At 73.3% G+C, this 19,736-nt stretch carries 19 protein-coding genes; 13 read left to right on the top strand and 6 right to left on the bottom strand.

Features of this window, described 5'->3' with window-relative positions:
* Positions 1–474: 474 nt before the first annotated feature.
* A complete protein-coding gene (locus ACZ462_RS02790) occupies positions 475–822 on the bottom strand; it encodes a DUF3817 domain-containing protein (protein WP_467802637.1) in 348 nt (115 codons plus the stop codon).
* Positions 823–988: 166 nt separating this feature from the next.
* Between ACZ462_RS02790 and ACZ462_RS02785 the strand changes: the two genes are divergently transcribed.
* The 4 genes from ACZ462_RS02785 to ACZ462_RS02770 all read left to right on the top strand — a co-directional run bounded on the left by ACZ462_RS02785 (position 989) and on the right by ACZ462_RS02770 (position 3,636).
* Entirely contained in the window at positions 989–1,627 is a 639-nt protein-coding gene (locus ACZ462_RS02785; RefSeq protein ID WP_467802636.1) for an AIM24 family protein, read from the top strand.
* Positions 1,627–2,277 (top strand): AIM24 family protein, encoded by a 651-nt coding sequence (locus tag ACZ462_RS02780; RefSeq protein ID WP_467802634.1) that lies wholly within the window; start codon positions 1,627–1,629, stop codon positions 2,275–2,277. The genes ACZ462_RS02785 and ACZ462_RS02780 overlap by 1 nt, the downstream gene beginning before the upstream one ends.
* Positions 2,274–3,095 (top strand): AIM24 family protein, encoded by an 822-nt coding sequence (locus ACZ462_RS02775; RefSeq protein WP_467802633.1) that lies wholly within the window; start codon positions 2,274–2,276, stop codon positions 3,093–3,095. Before ACZ462_RS02780 ends, ACZ462_RS02775 begins: the two co-directional genes overlap by 4 nt.
* A gap of 64 nt (positions 3,096–3,159) precedes the next feature.
* Positions 3,160–3,636, top strand: a complete 477-nt coding sequence (locus ACZ462_RS02770) for a MarR family winged helix-turn-helix transcriptional regulator (RefSeq protein ID WP_467802880.1) — start codon at positions 3,160–3,162, stop codon at positions 3,634–3,636.
* 145 nt (positions 3,637–3,781) lie between these two features.
* On the opposite strand, the gene ACZ462_RS02765 is transcribed toward ACZ462_RS02770, so the two are convergent.
* From ACZ462_RS02765 to ACZ462_RS02755, 3 genes are all read right to left on the bottom strand, one after another.
* Positions 3,782–3,856, bottom strand: a complete 75-nt coding sequence (locus ACZ462_RS02765) for a 50S ribosomal protein bL37 (protein WP_099895366.1) — start codon at positions 3,854–3,856, stop codon at positions 3,782–3,784.
* 99 nt (positions 3,857–3,955) lie between these two features.
* Positions 3,956–4,915: a methylmalonyl Co-A mutase-associated GTPase MeaB gene (gene meaB / locus ACZ462_RS02760; RefSeq protein ID WP_467802632.1), complete on the bottom strand. Its 960-nt coding sequence runs from the start codon at positions 4,913–4,915 to the stop codon at positions 3,956–3,958.
* Between the two features lie 88 nt (positions 4,916–5,003).
* Entirely contained in the window at positions 5,004–6,206 is a 1,203-nt protein-coding gene (locus tag ACZ462_RS02755; RefSeq protein ID WP_467802630.1) for an acetyl-CoA C-acetyltransferase, read from the bottom strand.
* A 137-nt stretch (positions 6,207–6,343) separates the two neighbouring features.
* Here ACZ462_RS02755 and mce point away from each other — a divergent pair, with 137 nt between their 5' ends.
* The 7 genes from mce to ACZ462_RS02720 all read left to right on the top strand — a co-directional run bounded on the left by mce (position 6,344) and on the right by ACZ462_RS02720 (position 16,753).
* Entirely contained in the window at positions 6,344–6,772 is a 429-nt protein-coding gene (gene mce, locus ACZ462_RS02750) for a methylmalonyl-CoA epimerase (RefSeq protein ID WP_114054218.1), read from the top strand.
* 182 nt (positions 6,773–6,954) lie between these two features.
* Positions 6,955–11,484 (top strand): polarized growth protein Scy, encoded by a 4,530-nt coding sequence (gene scy / locus ACZ462_RS02745; RefSeq protein ID WP_467802628.1) that lies wholly within the window; start codon positions 6,955–6,957, stop codon positions 11,482–11,484.
* Positions 11,485–11,677: 193 nt separating this feature from the next.
* Entirely contained in the window at positions 11,678–12,616 is a 939-nt protein-coding gene (locus ACZ462_RS02740) for a coiled-coil domain-containing protein (RefSeq protein ID WP_114054217.1), read from the top strand.
* Between the two features lie 149 nt (positions 12,617–12,765).
* A complete protein-coding gene (locus tag ACZ462_RS02735; RefSeq protein ID WP_467802627.1) occupies positions 12,766–13,749 on the top strand; it encodes an ABC transporter ATP-binding protein in 984 nt (327 codons plus the stop codon).
* 2 nt (positions 13,750–13,751) lie between these two features.
* Positions 13,752–14,528 (top strand): ABC transporter permease, encoded by a 777-nt coding sequence (locus tag ACZ462_RS02730; RefSeq protein WP_467802626.1) that lies wholly within the window; start codon positions 13,752–13,754, stop codon positions 14,526–14,528.
* 279 nt (positions 14,529–14,807) lie between these two features.
* Complete coding sequence (locus ACZ462_RS02725) at positions 14,808–15,923, top strand: ABC transporter ATP-binding protein (RefSeq protein WP_467802624.1); 1,116 nt, start codon at positions 14,808–14,810, stop codon at positions 15,921–15,923.
* Positions 15,920–16,753, top strand: coding sequence for an ABC-2 transporter permease (locus tag ACZ462_RS02720; protein ID WP_467802623.1), 834 nt, complete (start codon positions 15,920–15,922; stop codon positions 16,751–16,753). Before ACZ462_RS02725 ends, ACZ462_RS02720 begins: the two co-directional genes overlap by 4 nt.
* Before the next feature lie 29 nt (positions 16,754–16,782).
* Here ACZ462_RS02720 and ACZ462_RS02715 read toward each other — a convergent pair whose 3' ends face one another.
* Entirely contained in the window at positions 16,783–17,130 is a 348-nt protein-coding gene (locus tag ACZ462_RS02715) for an ATP/GTP-binding protein (RefSeq protein ID WP_467802621.1), read from the bottom strand.
* 229 nt (positions 17,131–17,359) lie between these two features.
* Between ACZ462_RS02715 and ACZ462_RS02710 the strand changes: the two genes are divergently transcribed.
* Positions 17,360–18,379 carry an LLM class flavin-dependent oxidoreductase gene (locus ACZ462_RS02710; protein ID WP_467802620.1) on the top strand — a complete coding sequence of 340 codons (1,020 nt, stop codon included), beginning with the start codon at positions 17,360–17,362 and terminating at the stop codon, positions 18,377–18,379.
* 36 nt (positions 18,380–18,415) lie between these two features.
* On the opposite strand, the gene ACZ462_RS02705 is transcribed toward ACZ462_RS02710, so the two are convergent.
* Positions 18,416–18,808 carry an SCO5389 family protein gene (locus tag ACZ462_RS02705; protein ID WP_125541822.1) on the bottom strand — a complete coding sequence of 131 codons (393 nt, stop codon included), beginning with the start codon at positions 18,806–18,808 and terminating at the stop codon, positions 18,416–18,418.
* 228 nt (positions 18,809–19,036) lie between these two features.
* On the opposite strand from ACZ462_RS02705, the gene nucS reads away from it, so the two are divergent.
* Positions 19,037–19,708: an endonuclease NucS gene (nucS, locus tag ACZ462_RS02700; RefSeq protein ID WP_467802619.1), complete on the top strand. Its 672-nt coding sequence runs from the start codon at positions 19,037–19,039 to the stop codon at positions 19,706–19,708.
* Positions 19,709–19,736 lie beyond the last annotated feature (28 nt).

Genomic DNA, 19,736 nt, shown 5'->3' with positions numbered 1-19,736 from the left:
AGGCTTCGTAACCCCACGAAAGGGGACTCGGGAGGGGGGTGTCGAACGGGATGCGCCCGACGGGGTGTTTCCACGGCGCGGGCGCCGGCCGGAGCCGTACGGGTGGCGCGGGCCCGCACCGGGGCCCGCGGCAGCGGGCGCGCGGGGTGGACCCGCCGGAGCGGGCGCCGCCGGACGTGCACCGCGGCCCCCGCCGGCCCCCGTACCGCAGCGGCCCGGACTCCGCACGCGGTCGCAGCGAGGTGGAACGGGCCCGGCCTGGCCTTGGAGCGCTTGCGGTTGCCCACGTGCTCCCGGGTCAGCGTCGTGCCGTGCACCGGGAAGCAGAGCGGCCGGAGGGCGTCGAGCCCTCCGGCCGCGAGGGCGGGGTGTGCCGTGCGCCGGCCGCCGACCTGCAGGTGGCCGACGCGGCCGGCAACCCGGACGCTGCCGAGTCGCTGCCTGCCGGGCTGCGCGGCCACGCCCCCGCGGGGGTCAGGCGTTGGCCGCTTCCGGGCTGGTCCGGGCGGCTGCGACCGTCTCGGCCTCGTCGCGCTTGAGGATGCGGTCGCCGTACAGGCCGCCGAAGGGGATCACCGCGAGGAGGAAGAACAGCGCCGCCTTCTTGAGGGGCCACTTCGCCTTGTTCCACGCGTCCAGCAGGAACAGCACGTACACGACGAACAGGAAGCCGTGCAGGGCGCCCAGCGGCATCATCAGGTAGTCGATGTCCGAGATCCGGCTCAGCAGCGAGCCGAAGATCAGCAGGGCCGGGAACGACAGCGCCTCGGGGACCGAGACGAGGCGCAGCCGGTGCAGGGCGGAGGCGGTCTTGATGTCCATCTTCAACCTTCGGGGGTGGCGGCTCGGGCCGTCCCAGTGTCTCAGCCTCTTTGCCGGATCTTGACCCCGGGTGCCCGGTCCCGCCCCGTGCTCCCGCCGTCCGGTCGGTACCGGTATCGGCCAAGGGGCCCTGTTCGCCTCCGCGCGCTGCGGCTAACGTCATCCCGTGGCTCAGTTCCGACTCCAAGGCAGCAAGGTGCTCGCCGTCGACCTGACCGGGGATGCCGTGAAAGCGAAGAACGGCTCCATGGTTGCGTACGACGGCCAGATGGCCTTCAAGAAGATGACAGGCGGCGGCGAAGGCCTTCGCGGCATGGTGACGCGCCGGCTGACCGGCGAGCAGATGGCGGTGATGGAGGTGCAGGGGCACGGCACGTGCTTCTTCGCCGACCGCGCGAGCGAGATCAACCTCGTCAGCCTGCACGGCGAGAAGCTGTACGTCGAGTCCAGCAACCTCCTGTGCACCGACGCCGGGCTGCGCACCGGCACCACCTTCACCGGCCTGCGCGGCGGGGCGACGGGCAACGGCCTGTTCACCACGACCGTCGAGGGCACGGGGCAGGCGGCGATCATGTCGGACGGCCCGGCGGTGGTGCTGCGCGTCAGCGCCCAGTACCCGCTCTCCGTCGACCCGGGGGCGTACATCGCGCACACCGGCGACCTGCGCCAGTCGTTCCAGTCGGGGGTGACCTTCCGCACGCTGATCGGCGAGGGGTCCGGGGAGGCGTTCCAGATCCGTTTCGAGGGCGAGGGCCTGGTGTACGTGCAGCCCAGCGAGCGCAACACCGTCGGGGGCGACATCTGATGCCGTTCCGCGAGATCAACTCCAAAATGGTCGAGGCGCAGATCGTGCCGGGGCAGACCCTGTACAGCCAGCGGGGCGCGATGCTCGCGTACCGCGGCAGCGTGTCGTTCACGCCGAGCCTGACGGGCGGCCAGGGCGGCGTCATGGGCATGATCGGCCGGCGCGTGGCGAACGAGCAGACGCCGCTGATGACGGTGGAGGGCAGCGGGACGGTGATGTTCGGCCACGGCGGCCACCACGTCCAGATCGTCAACCTCACCGGCGAGACGCTCTACGTCGAGGCGGACCGGCTGCTGGCCTTCGACGGCACCCTCCAGCAGGGCACGATGTTCATGGGCTCGCAAGGCGGTGTCATGGGCATGGTGCGCGGCCAGGTGACCGGGCAGGGCCTGTTCACCACCACCCTCAAGGGGCACGGCTCGGTGGCCGTGATGGCGCACGGCGGGGTGATCGAGCTCCCCATCACCCCGAACCGCCCGGTCCACGTGGACCCGCAGGCGTACGTGGCCCACCACGGGGACGTCAGGAACAAGCTCTCCACCGCGCTCGGGTGGCGCGACATGGTGGGGCGCGGCTCGGGCGAGGCGTTCCAGCTGGAGCTGTCGGGCCAGGGTGCGGTGTACGTGCAGGCCTCGGAGGAGAAACTGTGAACTTCGGCCCCGTGACCGGAGGGCCGGGCGGCCCGACGGTCTTCGACCCCTACACGCTGCCGTCCGACGACAACGTGAACGCGTACACCTTCTGCGTGGAGCTCAAGGGCAGCCAGTGGCTGCTGCAGAAGGGCAAGATGATCGCCTACTACGGGCGGATCGAGTTCGACGGCGTCGGGCACGGCCGCTTCGACCGGCTGCTGCGCACCAGCTTCCACTCGCCGCTGCACGCGGGCGACTGGGTGGTGGCCGAGGGCCAGGGCAAGATGCTGCTGGCCGACCGCGCCTACGACGTGAACTCGTACGACCTCGACGACGGCAACCTGACGATCCGGGCCGGGAACCTGCTGGCCTACCAGCCGTCGCTGGCGCTGAAGCAGTCGATCGTCCCCGGCTTCCTGACGCTGATCGGAACCGGGAAGTTCGTGGCGGCGTCCAACGGTCCGGTGGTCTTCATGGAGCCGCCGCTGCGCGTGGACCCGCAGGCGCTGGTCGGGTGGGCGGACTGCCCCTCCCCCTGTCACCATTACGACCACGGGTACATGTCGGGCGTACTGGGCGGAATCCGTTCGCTCACCGGCATCGGCGGATCCTCGGGCGAGGAGCACCAGTTCGAGTTCGTCGGGGCCGGGACGGTGCTCCTGCAGTCTTCGGAGGCGCTGATGGCGGAGCGGCCGGTCGGCACGGTCGGCGCGGAACCGGGCGTTCCCGGTGCCGGCGCGGGGCATGGCGGACACGGCGGCCAGGGGCCGCTGGGCCAGCTCGGCGTCCGCATGCCGGGGCAGCTGGGCGATTTCCAGCGGCGCCTCGGACTGTGAGCACCGCCTCCCCCGATTTTGTACGTAATTCAACTTTCTTAGGTAGAGTTCACTCATGGAGACCATGGAGACCGAGACGGCCGCGCGCTGGCTTACCGACGCCGAGCAGTGCACCTGGCGGACCCACCTGGACGTGAGCAGGCTGCTGATGCACCAGCTGGAAAAGGATCTCCAGCCCTTCGGACTCACCATCAACGACTACGAGATCCTGGTGAACCTCTCGGAGTCCGAGGACCACCGGATGCGGATGAGCGACCTCGCCACGTCGACGCTCCAGTCCAAGAGCCGGCTGTCCCACCAGATCACGCGGATGGAGGCGGCCGGCCTGGTCGTCCGCGTGAACTGCGAGTCCGACCGCAGGGGGCTGTACGCCGTCCTGACCGACGAGGGCATGGAGCTGATGCGGAAGGTCGCCCCGCACCACGTGGCGTCCGTCCGCCGGCACTTCATCGACCTGCTGCCGCCGGAGGCCCTGGCGGCGCTGCGGTCCTCGCTGGAGCCCGTCGCGGCGCACCTGCGGGACCAGCGCGGCAAGGGCTGAGGCACCGCGCCGCACCGGGGCTCCGGCGGGCCGCCGCGCACCGCGCGTAGACCCCCGGCCGCCCCGCGCAGGCGCGCATGCGCGAAGGCCGCGCCCCCGCAGCGTTCGGGGGGCGCGGCCTTCGCGCGTCCGGCCGGGGCCGCGGTCAGGCGTTGGGACGCTTGCCGTGGTTGGCCTTCTTCTTCTTGCGTGCTCGCTTCTTGTTGCCTCTCTTCGCCATGCGCCACTCCCTTACAGGGGGTCGAACCGGGGCATTCCGGGCGCCGTCAGTCTACGGTCGCCCCGCCCGGCCCGCATGCGGCGCGGCGCCGGCCCGGCCTCAGCCCTCGGTGAGCGTGGCGAGCAGGGCGTCAGCGGCGGCGTACGGGTCGAGTTCGCCCCCGGCCACCCGGGCGGCCAGCGCCCCGAGGTGGGCGTCCCCGTGCACGTCCGCCATGCGGGCCCGCAGCGCGGTCACGGCGATGGTCTCCACCTCGCGCGCGGCGCGGGCCGCACGGCGCTGCTGGAGCACCCCGTGCTCGTCCATCCAGGCCCGGTGCTTCTCCAGCGCCTCGACCAGCTCGTCGACGCCCTCGCCGCGGGCGGCGACCGTCTTGACGATCGGCGGCCGCCAGTCCCCCGCGGCCCGCGCCTCGCCCAGGCCCAGCATGTGGTTCAGCTCGCGGGCCGTGGCGTCCGCGCCGTCCCGGTCCGCCTTGTTGACCACGTACACGTCGCCGATCTCCAGGATGCCCGCCTTCGCGGCCTGGATGCCGTCGCCCATGCCGGGCGCCAGCAGCACCACCGAGGTGTCTGCTTGCGAGGCGATCTCCACCTCCGACTGGCCGACGCCCACCGTCTCGACGAGGACCACGTCGCAGCCGGCGGCGTCCAGCACGCGGATCGCCTGCGGGGCCGCCCACGCCAGCCCGCCCAGATGGCCGCGCGTGGCCATCGAGCGGATGTACACCCCCGGGTCGGAGGCGTGGTCCGACATGCGCACCCGGTCGCCCAGCAGCGCACCGCCGGAGAACGGCGAGGACGGGTCGACGGCCAGGACGCCGACCCGCTTCCCGGCCCGCCGGTACGCCGCGACCAGCGCCGAGGTGGACGTGGACTTGCCGACGCCCGGCGAGCCGGTCAGGCCCACCACGTACGCCCCGCCCGTCAGCGGGGCCAGGGCCGCCATGACCTCGCGCAGCTGCGGGGACGCCCCCTCGACCAGCGAGATCAGCCGGGCCACCGCTCTCGGCCGGCCCTCCCGCGCCTGGGCCACCAGCTGGGGGACGTCCACCGTCATGCGTGCTGCGCTCCTCGGTTCTCGCTGGGGCCCCGCGGGTGCGGGGCCCCTGGATGGGGGCCGTACGGGTGCCCGGGCCTGTCCGACCCTAGGCCTTGGGGACCCGGACGATCAGGGCGTCGCCCTGGCCGCCGCCGCCGCACAGGGCGGCCGCGCCGACGCCGCCGCCCCGGCGCTTCAGCTCCAGCGCCAGGTGCAGGACGACGCGGGCGCCGGACATGCCGATCGGGTGGCCCAGGGCGATGGCGCCGCCGTTGACGTTCACCTTTTCCGGGGTCACGTCCAGGTCCTTCATTGACTGCACGGCGACCGCCGCGAAGGCCTCGTTGATCTCGATGAGGTCCAGGTCGGAGACCTCCAGGCCCTCCTTCTTCAGGGCGTGCCGGATCGCGTTCGACGGCTGCGACTGGAGGGAGTTGTCCGGGCCGGCCACGTTGCCGTGGGCGCCGATCTCGGCCAGCCACTCCAGGCCGAGCTCCTCGGCCTTCGCCTTGCTCATCACGACGACGGCGGCGGCGCCGTCGCTGATCTGCGACGAGGTGCCGGCGGTGATCGTGCCGTCCTTGGCGAACGCCGGGCGCAGCCTGCCGAGCGACTCCACCGTGGTCTCGGGGCGGATGCCCTCGTCCTCGGAGAAGAGGACGGGCTCGCCCTTGCGCTGGGGGATCTCGACCGGGGCGATCTCCGCGTCGAAGACGCCGTTCTTGCGGGCGGCCGCGGCGCGCTGGTGGGAGGCCGCGGCGAACTCGTCCTGCGGGCCGCGCTCGATGCCCAGGCGGGCGTTGTGCTTCTCGGTGGACTCGCCCATGGCGATGCCCTCGAAGGCGTCGGTGAGGCCGTCGTGGGCCATCGCGTCGAGCATGCCGATCGCGCCGTACTTGAAGCCCTCGCGGGAGCCGGGCAGCAGGTGCGGGGCGTTGGTCATGGACTCCTGGCCGCCGGCGACGACGACGTCGAACTCGCCGGCGCGGATCAGCTGGTCGGCCAGGGCGATGGCGTCGAGGCCGGAGAGGCACACCTTGTTGATCGTCAGCGCGGGGACGTTCATCGGGATGCCGGCCTTCACCGCGGCCTGGCGGGCGGGGATCTGGCCCGCGCCGGCCTGGAGGACCTGGCCCATGATCACGTACTGCACCTGGTCGCCCGAGATGCCGGCGCGCTCCAGGGCGGACTTGATGGCGACGGCGCCGAGGTCGGCACCGGAGAAGGACTTCAGCGAGCCGAGCAGCCGCCCCATGGGCGTGCGGGCCCCGGCGACGATCACGGACGTGGTGTTGTTCGTTCCGGACATGGAGCACAGCCCCTTGAGGATGAGGAGTGAACGAGGGTTTACCCGAATGTACTGAGCGGTACCCGCGTCGTCACCGGGCAGTGGGTGTGATCGCTGGCACGTTGCGTGACAGGCCTCCTCGACGGTGCACTGGTCCCATGCTGACAAGAATCGACCACATCGGGATCGCCTGCTTCGACCTGGACAAGACCGTCGAGTTCTACCGTGCCACGTACGGCTTCGAGGTGTTCCACACCGAGGTCAACGAGGAGCAGGGTGTCCGCGAGGCCATGCTCCGGATCAACGGCACCTCGGACGGCGGCGCCTCCTACATCCAGCTCCTCGAACCCGTCCGCGAGGACTCCACCGTCGCCAAGTGGCTGGCCAAGAACGGCGAGGGCGTCCACCACATCGCCTTCGGCACCGAGGACGTCCACGGCGACTCCGAGGCGATCCGCGGCAAGGGCGTCCGGGTCCTCTACGACGCGCCCCGCACCGGTTCCATGGGGTCCTCCATCACCTTCCTCCACCCCAAGGACTGCCACGGCGTCCTGACCGAACTCGTCACCTCCAACCCGCAGCACTGATGTCCCCATTCCCCGGCCGGTAGAGTGGCCGTGGCTCGGCCGGGGTTCGGTGCTTCAGACGGGGTCGGGGCCTGTGACCCCTGCCCCGGTATCTGACACCATTCCCCGGGGGCGCCGTCCAGCGGGCGGACGGTGCTCATTTGGGAGTGAGCTTGCGACCAGGGGACGGATGGGACCGCGCTGTGCGGGGCTACGAAAGCCAGGAGAGCCTTCAGGCTGAGGCCGATCATCTCTCGCTCTTCGAAGCGGAGATGGAGCGGCTGAAGAAGGAGCGCGGAAAGGCCGTCCAGCACGCCGAGGACCTCGGCTACCAGGTCGAGGTCCTCCGTGCGAAACTGCACGAGGTGCGGCGGGCCCTCGCGTCCCGCCCCGCGTACGACGGCCAGGACATCGGCTACCAGGCCGAACGGCTGCTGCGCGACGCCCAGGTCCAGGCCGACCAGATGCGCTCGGACGCCGAGCGCGAGCTGCGCGACGCCCGGGCGCAGACCCAGCGCATCCTCCAGGAGCACGCCGAGCACCAGGCGCGCCTCCAGGCCGAGCTGCACGCCGAGGCCGTCAACCGCCGCCAGCGGCTGGACCAGGAGCTCAACGAGCGCCGCCAGACCGTCGAGGCGCACGTCAACGAGAACGTGGCCTGGGCCGAGCAGCTGCGCGCCCGCACCGAGGCGCAGGCGCGCCGGCTCATGGACGAGTCCCGCGCCGAGGCCGAGCAGGCCCTGAACGCCGCCCGCGCCGAGGCCGCCCGGGTCGCCGAGGAGACCCGCCGCCGGCTCGCCGCCGACGCCGAGGCCGCCCGCGCCGAGGCGGAGGCGACGCTGCTGCGCGCCCGCAAGGAGGCCGAGCGGCTGCTGACCGCCGCGTCGGCGCAGGCCCAGGAGGCCACCGAACACGCGGAGCGGCTGCGGTCCTCGACCACCGCCGAGGCCGAGCAGACCCGCCGGCAGACCCTGGACCTCGGCCGGGTCGCCGAGCAGCGCGTCCAGGAGGCCGAGGGCGCCCTGCGGGAGGCCCGCACCGAGGCCGAGCGGGTCCTCGCGGAGGCCAAGGAGAGTGCCGCCCGGCAGCTCGCCTCGGCGGAGTCGGTCAACGAGCAGCGCACCCGCACGGCGAAGGAGCAGGTCGCCCGGCTGGTCGGCGAGGCCACCAAGGAGGCCGAGGCGCTGAAGGCGGAGGCCGAGCAGGTCCTCGCCGACGCCCGCGCCGATGTGGAGCGGCAGCGCGCCGAGGCTGCCGAGCAGGCCCGCGCCGCCGCGGCCGAGGACACCGCCGCGCAGCTCGCCAAGGCCGCCCGCACGGCCGAGGACATCCTGACGAAGGCCTCGGAGGACGCCCGCGCCACCACCCGCGCCGCGTCCGAGGAGGCGGAGCGGATCCGCCGGGAGGCCGAGGCGGAGGCCGAGCGGCTGCGCGCCCAGGCGGCGGACGCGGCCGCGGAGCTCAAGGGCGCCGCGAAGGACGACACCGAGGAGTACCGGGCCCGCACCGTCGAACTCCAGGCGGAGGCGCGGCGGCTGCGCGGCGAGGCCGAGCAGCTGCGCGCCGAGGCCGTCGCCGAGGGCGAGCGGATCCGCGGCGAGGCCCGCCGCGAGGCCGTCCAGCAGATCGAGGAGGCGGCGAAGACCGCCGAGGAGCTGCTCGGCAAGGCCAAGGCCGACGCGGACGAACTGCGCTCCGGCGCCGCCGCCGAGAGCGAGCGGGTCCGCGCGGAGGCCGTCGAGCGGGCCACGACGCTGCGCCGGCAGGCCGAGGAGACCCTGGAGCGCACGCGCGCCGAGGCCGAGCGGCTGCGCTCGGAGGCGGAGGAGCAGGCCGAGGCCGTCCGCGCCGAGGCGGACGCCGCGGCCGCGGCCCGCCGCGAGGAGACCGAGCAGGCCCTCGCCGCGAAGCGGACGGAGGCCGAGGCGGAGCTGTCCCGGCTGCACGGCGAGGCCGAGAGCCGGCTGGCGACGGCCGAGCAGACGCTGCGCGACGCCCGCGGCGCCGCGGAGGGCATCCGCCGCGAGACCACCGAGGAGGTCGACCGGCTGCGCGCCGAGTCGGCCGAGCGGATCCGCACCCTCCAGGCCCAGTCGGAGGCGGAGGCGGACCGGCTGCGCACGGAGGCCGCCGAGGACGCGGGCCGGGTCCGCGCGGAGGCCGAGCAGGTCGCCATACGGCTGCGCAGCGAGGCCGAGACCGAGGCCGAGCGGGTGCGGTCGGAGGCCAAGGAGACCGCGGACCGGCTGCGCGCGGAGGCGAAGGCCGCCGCCGAGCGGGTCGCGGAGGAGGCCGCGGAGGCGCTGGCCGCCGCCCAGGAGGAGGCGGCCCGGCGGCGCCGCGAGGCCGAGGAGACCCTCGCGTCGGCGCGGACCGATGCGGACAGCGAGCGCGCCCAGGCCCGCGAGCAGAGCAAGGAGCTGCTCGCCGCGGCCCGCAAGCGCTCGGAGGAGGCGCAGGCCGAGGCGGCCCGCCTGACCGAGGAGGCGGAGCGGCGCGCGTCGGAGCTGGTCGCGGCGGCCGAGGCCACCGCCCAGCAGGTCCGCGACTCCGTGGCCGGGCTGCACGAGCAGGCCGAGGAGGAGATCGCCGGGCTGCGCAGCGCCGCCGAGCACGCGGCGGAGCGTACGCGCACGGAGGCCGAGGAGGAGGCCGCCCGGGTCCGCAGGGACGCGTACGAGGAGCGGGAGCGGGCCACCGAGGACGCCAACCGCGTCCGCACCGAGGCGCGGACCGAGACGGACGCGGCGAAGGCGCTGGCCGAGCGGACGGTCGCGGAGGCGATCGCCGAGGCGGAGCAGCTGCGCGGCGACACCGCCGAGTACGCCCAGCGGGTGCGCACGGAGGCGACGGACGCGCTGGCGGCGGCCGAGCGGGACGCCGCCCGCACCCGGGCCGACGCCCGCGCCGACGCCAACCGCATCCGCGGCGAGGCCGGGGAGGCGCTGGAGGCCTCGCGCGCCGAGGGCGCGCAGATCGTCGCCGAAGCGGCGGCGGAGGCCGAGCGGATCACCGAGGAGACCCGCGCGGCCAACGAGGCCGCCGTGGCGGAGGCGACGGCGGAGGCGGAGCGGCTCACGGCCGAGGCCGCGGAGGCCGCGGAGGCCACCCGCACCGAGGCCGCGGCCACCCTGGACGAGGCGCGCACCGAGGCGGGGCGGCTGCGCACCGAGGCCGCCGAGCAGGCGGACCGTCTCGTCACCGAGGCCGCCTCCGAGGCGGAGCGGCTCACGGAGGAGACGCGCGCCGCGAACGAGGCGGCGCTCGCCGCCGCGAAGGCGAAGGCGGAGAAGCTCACCCGGCAGGCCGCCGACACGATGGCGGCGGCCGAGCGGGACGCCGCCCGCGTCCTGGTGGACGCCCGCAACGAGGGCGACCGCCTGGTCGACGAGGTGCGCGCGGCGAACGAGCTGACGATCGGCGAGGCGGCCGAGGAGGCCGAGCGGCTGCGCACGGAGGCGGCGCAGGTCCTCGACGACGCCCGCGCGGAGGGCGGCCGGATCGTCGGCGAGGCCACCGCGGAGGCGGAGCGGGTCACCGTCGCGGCGAGCGAGACGCTCGCCGCGGCCGAGCGCGAGGCGGAGCAGACCCTCGACGAGGCGCGCACGGAGGCCGGCCGGCTGCGCACCGAGGCCGCCGAGCAGGCGGACCGTCTCGTCACCGAGGCGTCCGCGGAGGCCGACAAGCTCACGGCGCGGACGCGCCGCGACAACGAGCGCACGGTCGGCGAGGCCGCGGCGGAGGCCGAGCGGCTGCGCGCCGAGGCGTCGGAGGCGCTGTCGTCGGCGCAGGAGCACGCCGCCCGCACCCGGGCGGAGGCCGAGCGGGTCCGGACGGAGGCGGCCGCCGAGGCGGAGCGCACCCGTACGGAGGCCCGCGAGGAGTCCGAGCGGCTGCTGGACGAGGCGCGCGAGGAGGCGGGGAAGCGGCGTACCGAGGCCGCGGAGCAGGTGGACCGGCTCATCACGGAGGCCGCGGCGGAGGCGGAGCAGCTCGCCGCGGACGCCAAGGCGAAGGCCGTGGCCGCCACGGCGGCCGCGGAGGAGCAGGCCGACGCGATGGTCGACGCCGCCCGCAAGGAGGCGGCCCGGATCACGGCGGAGGCGACCGTCGAGGGCAACTCGCTGGTCGAGAAGGCCCGTACGGACGCGGACGAGCTGCTGGTCGGCGCGCGGTCGGACGCCGCTGCCATAAGGGAGCGGGCGGAGGAGCTGCGCGGCCGCGTCGAGAGCGAGATCGAGGAGCTGCACGAGCGCGCCCGCCGGGAGACGGCCGAGCAGATGAAGTCGGCCGGCGAGCGCGTGGACAAGCTGGTCCGCGCGGCGACGGAGCAGAGCGTCGAGGCCGAGAACAAGGCCAAGACCATGCTGTCGGATGCGAGCAGCGAGGCGGGCAAGGTCCGCATCGCGGCGGTCCGCAAGGCGGAGACGCTGCTGAAGGAGGCGGAGCAGAAGAAGGCCGAGCTGGCCCGGGAGGCGGAGGCCGCGCTCGCGGAGGCGAAGGCCGAGGCCGAGCGGATCGTGGAGGAGGGCCGGCGCGAGCTGGAGGTGCTGGTGCGCCGCCGCGAGGACATCCAGGCGGAGATCTCCCGTGTCCAGGACGTTCTCGAGGCGTTGGAGTCTTTCGAGGCGCCTTCGGGCGGCAAGGCCGCGGTGGGAGCCCAGGGTCCGGGGGTGAAGGCCGGAGCGGCGGCGGGGTCGTCCCGTTCGGGGGGCAGGTCCTCGGACGGGTGAGCGGTGTCCGAAACGTGAGCACCTGATGAAGGTTCATCCGAACGAGTGATAAGCAATCTGCCGTCTTGCCACTCAAATGGGGTGTCATTGTCCAGATCAAACGCGGATTGACTCGATGACACGCCGTTCGGGCGCCTAGGATTCCCCTAACACCTCACGTAGCACCTCATCGGTCTCATTCGACAGGAACCCCATGAGCGACACTTCCTCCCCCTTCGGCTTCGAGCTCGTGCGGCGTGGTTACGACCGCGGTCAGGTGGACGACCGCATTGCCAAGCTGGTCTCCGACCGCGACAGCGCCCTTGGACGTATCAGTGCCCTGGAAAAGCGGATCGAGGAGCTGCATCTCGAAACGCAGAACGCCCAGGCCCAGGTGAGCGACGCGGAGCCGTCGTACGCGGGTCTCGGCGCCCGGGTCGAGAAGATCCTGCGTCTCGCCGAGGAGGAGGCCAAGGACCTGCGTGAGGAGGCCCGCCGGGCGGCCGAGCAGCACCGCGAGCTGGCCGAGTCGGCGGCCCAGCAGGTGCGCAACGACGCCGAGTCGTTCGCGGCCGACCGCAAGTCGAAGGCGGAGGACGAGGGCGTCCGGATCGTCGAGAAGGCCAAGGGCGACGCGGCCACCCTGCGCGCCGAGGCCCAGAAGGACGCGGCCTCCAAGCGCGAGGAGGCCGACGCGCTGTTCGAGGAGACCCGCGCCAAGGCCGCCCAGGCCGCGGCCGACTTCGAGACCAACCTGGCCAAGCGCCGCGAGCAGTCCGAGCGCGACCTGGCCTCCCGTCAGGCGAAGGCCGAGAAGCGGCTGGCGGAGATCGAGCACCGCGCCGAGCAGCTGCGCCTGGAGGCGGAGAAGCTGCGTACGGACGCCGAGCGCCGGGCGCGCCAGACGGTGGAGACCGCGCAGCGCCAGGCCGAGGACATCGTGGCCGACGCCAACGCGAAGGCGGACCGCATCCGCAGCGAGTCGGAGCGCGAGCTGGCGGCGCTGACCAACCGCCGCGACTCCATCAACGCCCAGCTGACCAACGTCCGCGAGATGCTGGCGACGCTGACCGGTGCCGCGGTGGCGGCCGCCGGCTCCCCGATCGACGACGAGCCGGTCTCCCGCGGGGTCCCCGCGCAGCAGACCCGCTGACACCGCGGCGCTGCCGCGCCGCTGCTCCTGCCTGGTCAGAGGTGTTCTGACATGCCGTCGGCCGGCTTGCGGCGAGACGTCGTGCCCGAGGGCCCCGTGTCACCCGTTCGAGGTGGCGCGGGGCCCTCGGGCGCTTTAGCGTAAGCCTCATGATCGAGCTAGAGGCCCTTACCAAGCGATTCGGCGCCAAGACCGCCGTGGACAACCTCAGCTTCCAGGTCAAACCGGGGGTGGTCACCGGCTTCCTCGGCCCCAACGGGGCCGGGAAGTCCACGACCATGCGCATGATGCTCGACCTCGACAACCCGACGAGCGGGACTGTCAGGATCGACGGCAAGCACTACCGGGACCTGCCGGAGCCTTTGAAGCACATCGGTGCACTCCTGGACGCGAAGGCCATGCACGGCGGCCGCAGCGCCTACAACAACCTGCTGTGCCTGGCGCAGTCCAACCGGATCCCGGCGAGCCGCGTCGGCGAGGTCCTCGACCTCGTCGGCCTGACGCCCGTCGCGAAGAAGAAGTCGAAAGGATTTTCGCTCGGCATGGGGCAGCGGCTGGGGATCGCCGCCGCCCTGCTCGGCGATCCGGAGATCCTCATGTTCGACGAGCCGGTCAACGGCCTGGACCCGGAGGGAATTCTCTGGATCCGGAACCTGATGAAGGGTCTGGCGGGCGAAGGTCGGACGGTGTTCGTCTCCTCGCACCTGATGAGCGAGATGGCGCTGACCGCCGACCATTTGATCGTTATCGGCCAGGGAAAGCTTTTGGCCGACATGTCGATGGCCGAATTCATTCACCGCAACTCGCGCAGCTTCGTACGGCTGCGCTCGCCGCAGCAGGAGCAGCTCAGGGACGTCCTGCACGCGGAGGGGATCGAAGCGGTCCCCCTCCCGGACTCCGGCGCCCTCGAAGTCGACGGCGCGGCATCGGAACAGCTCGGCGAACTGGCCGCCCGGCACGGCATCGTGCTGCACGAACTCAGCCCGCAGCGGGCTTCACTGGAGGAAGCGTTCATGCGCATGACGGCGGACTCCGTCGAGTACCACGCCCACGCCCCCGGGGCCCCGGCCCGCCCGGCCGACGTCCCCGCCTGGGGCGCCGGCGCCGAGGCGACGCGCAAGGGCGGCCGGTGACCATGTCCTTCCCCGCAGTCCTCCGGTCCGAGTGGACCAAGATCCGTACCGTCGCCTCCACCGTCTGGACCCTGGCGGCCGCCGCGGCCGTCACGATCGGCATGAGCGCGCTGCTGTGCGCCTTCATCAACTCGCAGTTCGAGAACATGCCGAAGGAGCAGCAGCTCGCCTTCGACCCGACGATGTCCAGCTTCGCCGGCATGACGCTGGGGCAGGCCGCCGTCATCGTCTTCGGCGTCCTGGTCGTGGGCACCGAGTACAGCACCGGCATGATCCGCACCTCGCTCGCGGCGGTGCCGGGCCGCGGCTCCTTCCTCGCCGGGAAGCTGCTCGTGGCCACCGCCCTCGCGCTGGCCGTGGGCCTGGTCACGAGCTTCGTGTCCTTCTTCACCGGGCAGGCCCTGCTGGGCGAGCACAGCATCGGCATCGGCGAGCCGAACGTCCTGCGGGCGGTCGTCGGCGCCGGGCTCTACATGGCCGTCATCGCGCTGTTCTCCATGGGCCTGACGATGGCGCTGCGCAGCTCGATGGTGGCGCTCGGCACCCTGCTGCCGTTCTTCTTCCTGGTCTCGCCGATCCTGGGCATGGTCGACGCCACGGAGAAGGTCGCCCGGTACTTCCCGAACGTGGCCGGCGGCGCGATCATGCAGACCGTCCCGGCCGTGGTGGACGGTTCGCAGCCGCCTTACGGCCCCTGGGGCGGTTTCGGGATCATGGCCGCCTGGGCCGCCGCCGCCGTGGTGGCCGGCTACGCGGTCCTGCGCAAGCGCGACGCCTGACGGGGACGCCTGGCAGCGGTCCCGCCCGAACGGCACACGGGCCCCGCCGGCGCCGCCGGCGGGGACCGTCCGGGATGTGGGGTCCGTCTCAGGGCGGACCCCCGCCCCCGTCCTCCCACCCGAGACGGACACGGCTCCCACCAGCCGTACTACGGGTCATCCCCGGGTCCGCCTCAGGGGAGCCTCAGGGATTCCGCCCTGCCCGGAACCACAGGCTCCTGGCTATCCTCTTAACCCTTAACTGGGACGAGAGCCGTCCGCCGGGCAAGGGGCAGAGCAATGATCGAGGCAGTCGGCCTGACCAAGCGCTTCGGCGCCAAGACCGCGGTCGACCAGCTGTCCTTCCAGGTCAGGCCGGGTCACGTGACCGGCTTCCTGGGGCCCAACGGCTCCGGCAAGTCCACCACCATGCGCATGATCCTCGGCCTGGACCGGCCCACGTCCGGCCGCGTCACGATCAACGGCCGGCCCTTCCGCGAGCTCGGCAACGCCCAGCGCAACGTCGGCGCCCTCCTCGACGCGAAGGCCGTCCACGGCGGCCGCCGCGCCCGCACCCACCTGCTGTCGATCGCCCAGCTCTCGGGGATCCCCGAGAAGCGGGTCGACGAGGTCCTCGCCGTCGTCGGCCTCCAGGACGTCGCCCGGCAGCGCACCAAGGGCTTCTCGCTCGGCATGGGCCAGCGCCTCGGCATCGCCACCGCCCTCCTCGGCGACCCCCGGGTGCTCCTCTTCGACGAGCCGGTCAACGGCCTCGACCCCGAGGGCATCCTCTGGGTGCGCAACCTCATGCGGCAGCTGGCCTCCGAGGGCCGCACCGTCTTCGTCTCCTCGCACCTCATGAGCGAGATGGCGCTGACCGCCGACCACCTCATCGTCATCGGCCGCGGCCGGCTGCTGGCCGACATGGGCACCCAGGAGTTCATCGCCCACAACTCGGCCGGATTCGCGCGGGTCCGCGCGGCCGGCAATGATCAGGATGGCCGGAAGGCGCTGGCCGCGGCCCTGGCGGCGGCGGGCGGGAGGGTCCTTCAGGAGCCCGACGGGGCACTGCGCGTGACGGGCCTGGAGCTGCCGCACATCTCGGACCTCGCGCACGGGGCCGGCGTACGCCTGTGGGAGCTGTCCCCGCACCGGGCCTCGCTGGAGGAGGCCTACATGCGGATGACGCAGTCCTCCGTCGAGTACACCTCCACCGAGGACCCGCGCGCCGAGCTCTGGGAGCCGGACCCGCTGGCCCTGCCGGCGTGGGAGGACGGCGCCGCGGCGCCCGAGGTCCCGCAGGATGGTTTCTTCGCTCCCCCGCCGCCCGGCGCGGGCGGGAAGCCCTTCCTGATGCCCGGCAGCGCCGCCGAGCTCGCCGGCACCGCACCGAACAACCCCGAGGACACCCGATGACCGGCCCCGCCACCCTCCCGGACCAGCCGCAGGAGCAGGACCCGTCGCTGCCCGAGCCCCGGCCGCACCTGGGGCACGCCCTCGCCTCCGAGTGGACCAAGATGGTCTCCGTCCGCTCCACCCTGTGGACGCTGGGCGCTCTGGTGCTCCTCGTCGTCGGCATCGGCCTGCTCGCGGTAGGCGAGACCGAGGACCCCACCGGCTACGTCAACCCCCCGCACACCGCCGCCGCCGTCTTCGGGCTGCTAGTGGGGCAGGTCGCGGTGATCGTCCTCGGTGTGCTCACGGTCACGTCCGAGTACGGCACCGGGCTGATCCGCACGACGCTGACCGCGGCCCCCGACCGGGCGCGGGTGCTGACCGCCAAGTACCTCGTCTTCTCCGCGGTCGCCTTCACGGTCGTCAGCGCCTCGGTGGCGACCGTGGGCATCGCCTCGATGATCGCGGCGGACGGCCCGGAGGGGCACCAGACCGCCGGCGAGTGGCTCGCCGCGCTGGGCGGCAGCCTCTACGTCACCCTGCTCGGCGTGCTCGGCCTCGCGATCGGCGCCGTCGTGCGGCACTCCGCCGGGGCCATCGCCGTGATGCTCGGCGTGGTCATGCTCCCGCCGGTGGTCGGGGGGATGCTGACCATGTGGGAGAGCCTCACCCCGCTCGGCAACCTGGTCCTGCGCTACAACGCGCCGGTCGCCATCATGCAGCTGCTCGGCCTGCCCACCAGCGAGGTGGGCGGCCTGCCGGGCAACTGGGCGCACCTGGTGCTGATCCTCGCCGTGGCCGGCGCCGCCGTCGCGGGGTCGTACGCGGTCGTGGTGCGGCGGGACGTGTAGTCCCGGCCCTGCGCCTTCGGCCCCCGCGCTCAGTAGCGGGGGGCGCTCCTGGACCGCTGCACCCGTGTGGTGCGGCGGTCCTTCGCGTTCCAGCAGGCCTTGTGCCAGTGCCGGCGGTCGTCCACGCCGCCGTACTCGGGCCAGGCGACCAGGTGCGGGGTGCCGGAGGGGATCTCCTGGTCGCAGCCCGGGCAGCGGTAGCGCTTGCCGGCGGCGCTCGCGCCCGCGACGTGCCGGACCTTCCACTCCTCGCCCAGGTACTCCTCGGTGCGCTCCAGGCCGAAGCGGTCGCCGCCCGCCCCCGCGGATCCGGCGCCGCCGTCCGCACGGTCGGCTGGCTTCCCGCCGCCCCTGGGGCGGTTGTGGCGCGGTGACACGTATACCTCACGAATGGGCGGACGGCAGTGACTTTCTCCCAGACTACGCGCAGCGGCGGCACCTGCCCGCAGGGTGTCCGGAAGGGCCCGCGCACCGGACGGAACCGGCCTGACAATCCCAATAACTTTCCTGCCGGACCGTGCCCTTGGCACGTGTCGGGCGTTGTTGCCACAGAGAAGTACCGGTCGACCTGGGGAGGCCGCGTCAGCCGACGAGGAGGAGAAGGCGATGCGCGTAGGAGCGTTCGTACTGGCGGCCCAGTTCCCGGGCCAGGGGCACGGAGAGGCGCTGCACCGGGCGGTGCGGACGGCGGAGGTGGCCGACGAGGCCGGGCTCGACTCGGTCTGGCTCGCCGAACACCACTTCGTCCCCTACGGCGTGTGCCCCTCGGCCGTCACGCTGGCGGGGCTGCTGCTCGGGCGGACGAAGCGGCTGACGGTGGGCACGGCGGTCAGCGTGCTGCCGAACACCCACCCGGTGGCCCTCGCCGAGCAGGCGGCGCTGCTGCACATCGCCTCCGGCGGCCGGTTCGCCCTGGGGGTGGGCCGCGGCGGGCCGTGGGTCGACCTGGAGGTCTTCGGCGGCGGCCTGGACGCCTACGAGAACGGCTTCCCCGAGGGGCTGGACCTGCTGCGGCGCTGGCTCTCCGAGCCGCGGGTGTCGTCCGTCGGCGGGCGGCACGTCTTCCGCGAGGTGGCCGTCGTCCCGCGGCCCGCGGAAGCGCTCGACGGCGACGGACAGGGACCGGAAGTGATCGTCGCCTGCACCTCGCCCGCCTCCGTGCGGCTGGCCGCCGAGCGCGGGCTGCCGATGCTGCTCGGCATGCACTGCGGGGACGAGGAGAAGGCTGCGATGGTCGCCCTGTACCGGCGCACGGCGGCCGAGGCGGGCCGCGACCCGCACGCCCCGCACGTGTCGGCGGGCGTGTGCCAGCTCGCGGACCGGACGCGCGACGCGCGCGAGACGCTGGCGAAGGCCATGCCCGGCTGGCTGCGGCAGGGCCTTGACGCGCACGTCACCGTGGACGGCCGGGCACGGGCGATGCGCGACCCCGCCGCCTACACCGGCCTGCTGTGCGACCTGCACCCGGTGGGGACGCCGCGGCTGGCGGCGGACCGGCTCGCGGCGACGTCCGAGCGGACGGGCATCACGCGGTTCGCCCTGCTGGCGGAGGGGTCCGGCGACCTCGCGGCCACCGAGGAGAACGTGCGCCGGCTCGCCGCCGAGGTCCTGCCCCGGCTCCGCTGAGGCCGGACCGGGGCCGCCGCCCGGGCGGCTGCGGCGCTAACAGTCGCGCAGCTCCGGCGACTGGTTGAGCAGCTGGCCGCGGATCGAGGTGAAGCGGGCCAGGCGGTCGTCCGCGGAGGCGTCCAGCGGGAACACGGCGACGCGGTGGCAGTTCTGGAAGGCCAGGCGCACCCCGAAGTGCCGCTGGAGCGCGCCCCGTATGGCGTCGCTCGCGAGGGCGCGCAGCAGCTGCCCGCGCGCCTGCTCGTCGGGCGGCGGCGTCTGGTTGTCGGCGAAGTCCCCGCCGTCCACCTGCAGCCGCGCCACGAGCGAGCTGATCATCTCCCATGCGAAGGGCAGGGAGGTCCGGACGCAGTCGACGAAGGCGGCTTCGTCGACCTCGCCTCGCTCGGCCTGTTCGAGTAGGGCCGGTGAGACGTCGAGCGACATGGGTTCTCCTCTCGCGACCCCGGTCCTCTGGGCAGCCGGGGTCCTACGGGCAGGGAGGGAGGCGGCCGGCGCGACAACGCAGTGTGCACGCCCGACGACCTCCCGCCACCACCGTAGGCGCCCTCCGGTGGCCGCACCAGGAGAATGCGCATACAACGCGCCATCGGCGAACGGGGCTTTCGAGGGCGAATCGCGTGCGGGCCCGCGGGTCGAGTAGCGTTGCGCACCATGCGTCTCGTGATTGCCCGCTGCTCCGTCGACTACGCGGGCCGCCTCACCGCCCACCTGCCCTCGGCACCCCGTCTGATCCTCGTGAAGGCCGACGGCAGTGTCTCGATCCACGCGGACGACCGGGCGTACAAACCGCTGAACTGGATGTCGCCTCCGTGCACCCTCAAGGAGGGCACCGGCGACTCGGAAGGCGTGTGGACCGTCGTCAACAAGGCGGGCGAGAAGCTCATCATCACGATGGAGGAGGTCCTCCACGACTCCTCCCACGAGCTGGGCGTCGACCCGGGCCTCATCAAGGACGGCGTCGAGGCGCACCTCCAGGAGCTTCTCGCGGACCGCATCGACACCCTGGGCGAGGGCTACACGCTGATCCGGCGCGAGTACATGACGGCGATCGGGCCGGTGGACATCCTGTGCCGGGACGCCTCGGGCGCGACGGTGGCCGTCGAGATCAAGCGGCGCGGCGAGATCGACGGCGTCGAGCAGCTGACCCGCTACCTGGAGCTCCTCAACCGGGACCCCCATCTGGCGCCGGTCCGCGGCGTGTTCGCGGCCCAGGAGATCAAGCCGCAGGCGCGCGTCCTGGCCACGGACCGCGGCATGGACTGCGTGGTGCTCGACTACGACGCGCTGCGCGGCATCGAGGACGACAAGCTGCGCCTGTTCTGACGGCTTCCCGCACCTCCCGCGGCGCGTT

The sequence above is a fragment of the Streptomyces sp. NPDC031121 genome (assembly GCF_055570615.1).
The sequence above is the reverse complement of the archived record's forward strand: the minus strand, read 5'-3'. Positions and strand labels throughout refer to the sequence as shown.

Coding starts and splice junctions, on each gene's coding strand:
- ACZ462_RS02790 (WP_467802637.1), bottom strand. CDS start 822: ATGGACATCAAGACCGCCTCCGCCCTGCACCGGCTGCGCCTCGTCTCG.
- ACZ462_RS02780 (WP_467802634.1), top strand. CDS start 1,627: ATGCCGTTCCGCGAGATCAACTCCAAAATGGTCGAGGCGCAGATCGTG.
- ACZ462_RS02770 (WP_467802880.1), top strand. CDS start 3,160: ATGGAGACCGAGACGGCCGCGCGCTGGCTTACCGACGCCGAGCAGTGC.
- meaB (WP_467802632.1), bottom strand. CDS start 4,915: ATGACGGTGGACGTCCCCCAGCTGGTGGCCCAGGCGCGGGAGGGCCGG.
- ACZ462_RS02755 (WP_467802630.1), bottom strand. CDS start 6,206: ATGTCCGGAACGAACAACACCACGTCCGTGATCGTCGCCGGGGCCCGC.
- mce (WP_114054218.1), top strand. CDS start 6,344: ATGCTGACAAGAATCGACCACATCGGGATCGCCTGCTTCGACCTGGAC.
- ACZ462_RS02740 (WP_114054217.1), top strand. CDS start 11,678: ATGAGCGACACTTCCTCCCCCTTCGGCTTCGAGCTCGTGCGGCGTGGT.
- ACZ462_RS02735 (WP_467802627.1), top strand. CDS start 12,766: ATGATCGAGCTAGAGGCCCTTACCAAGCGATTCGGCGCCAAGACCGCC.
- ACZ462_RS02730 (WP_467802626.1), top strand. CDS start 13,752: ATGTCCTTCCCCGCAGTCCTCCGGTCCGAGTGGACCAAGATCCGTACC.
- ACZ462_RS02725 (WP_467802624.1), top strand. CDS start 14,808: ATGATCGAGGCAGTCGGCCTGACCAAGCGCTTCGGCGCCAAGACCGCG.
- ACZ462_RS02720 (WP_467802623.1), top strand. CDS start 15,920: ATGACCGGCCCCGCCACCCTCCCGGACCAGCCGCAGGAGCAGGACCCG.
- ACZ462_RS02710 (WP_467802620.1), top strand. CDS start 17,360: ATGCGCGTAGGAGCGTTCGTACTGGCGGCCCAGTTCCCGGGCCAGGGG.
- ACZ462_RS02705 (WP_125541822.1), bottom strand. CDS start 18,808: ATGTCGCTCGACGTCTCACCGGCCCTACTCGAACAGGCCGAGCGAGGC.
- nucS (WP_467802619.1), top strand. CDS start 19,037: ATGCGTCTCGTGATTGCCCGCTGCTCCGTCGACTACGCGGGCCGCCTC.